This is a genomic window from Streptomyces sp. NPDC050743 (assembly GCF_044456925.1).
Taxonomy (GTDB): domain Bacteria; phylum Actinomycetota; class Actinomycetes; order Streptomycetales; family Streptomycetaceae; genus Streptomyces.
On record NZ_JBITGJ010000351.1, the window covers coordinates 1 to 1,043 of the forward strand.

Annotated in this window: 1 protein-coding gene; it reads left to right on the top strand. The window is 68.3% G+C overall.

The genetic code is table 11. The annotated features are described in order from the left end of the window. A partial coding sequence (locus tag ACIBJF_RS53575; protein WP_399185143.1) for a PAS domain-containing protein occupies positions 1 to 1,043 on the top strand: 1,043 nt, incomplete at both ends.

Consider the following 1,043-nt stretch of genomic DNA (forward strand, 5'->3'; position numbering starts at 1 on the left):
TACTCGGCCGGGGAAGTGGTGGGCCAGTCCGCCGCACTCGTGCTGCCGTCCATTGAGGGGCCGCTGGGGGTATCGGCGTTCGCCGAGCAGTGCCGTGCCCGAGGTGGCTGGTCCGGCACCGTGGCGGTCCGCCACCGCGATGGCCGCACGCTCAACCTGAGCCTGCGCCTCTCGCTGCTGCGGGGACAGGATGCAACCCTGCGGTGGCTGGTATCCATGACCAACACACGCGCTCTCTCCTCGGCAGAGACGAACGGATCGGTGCGGGAGTCGCTCCTTACCCGCGCACCGATCGGCATCGTTGTTCGTGACCTGCAGCTGCGTTGCACCTGGGTGAACGACACGATGGAGAGCCACGACGGCGTTCCTTGCGACCGGCGGTTCGGAGGCCGGCTGACGGATGCGCTGCCCGGTTTCGAGGGCGAGGCGCTCGAGGCGGTGATGCGGCAGGTGCTGGAGAGCGGTACCTCAGCGGTCCACGAGTTTAGGGGGTGGCCGCCGGAAGATCCGCGCCGGGAGCACGCGTATTCGGTCTCGTTCTTCTGCCTCCAGGACGCGGACGGCACGGCGCTGGGGGTGTGCTGCTTGTGCGTGGATGTCACCGGCAGCCGCCGGGTGCGCGAGCGCCTTGCCGTCCTCAGCCAGGCCGGCACGCGCATCGGCAGCACCTTGGACGTCGTGAAGACCGGGCAGGAACTGGCCGACGTTGCCGTGCCGTTGATGGCTGACTACGCCGTCGTCGACCTGGCGGGCTCGGTTCCGTTCGGCGATGAGCCCTCTGCCCGAATCGACACGACACATGATCACGCCCCTGTTCTGCGCCGTGCCGGTTTGGCCTCGATCCACCCGGGGATCCCAGAATCCCCGTGGGCGCGGGGGGAGACGGTGTTCATCTCACCCAACTCGCCATTCACCAGCGTCCTGCGCACGGGGAGGTCCCACTTGGAGCAGGTGGTGGACACCTCGCCTGGGACATGGCTCGACCACGACCCGGCGCGGGCGCAGAAGATCCGTGAGAACGGGATGCACTCCGTGATGATCGT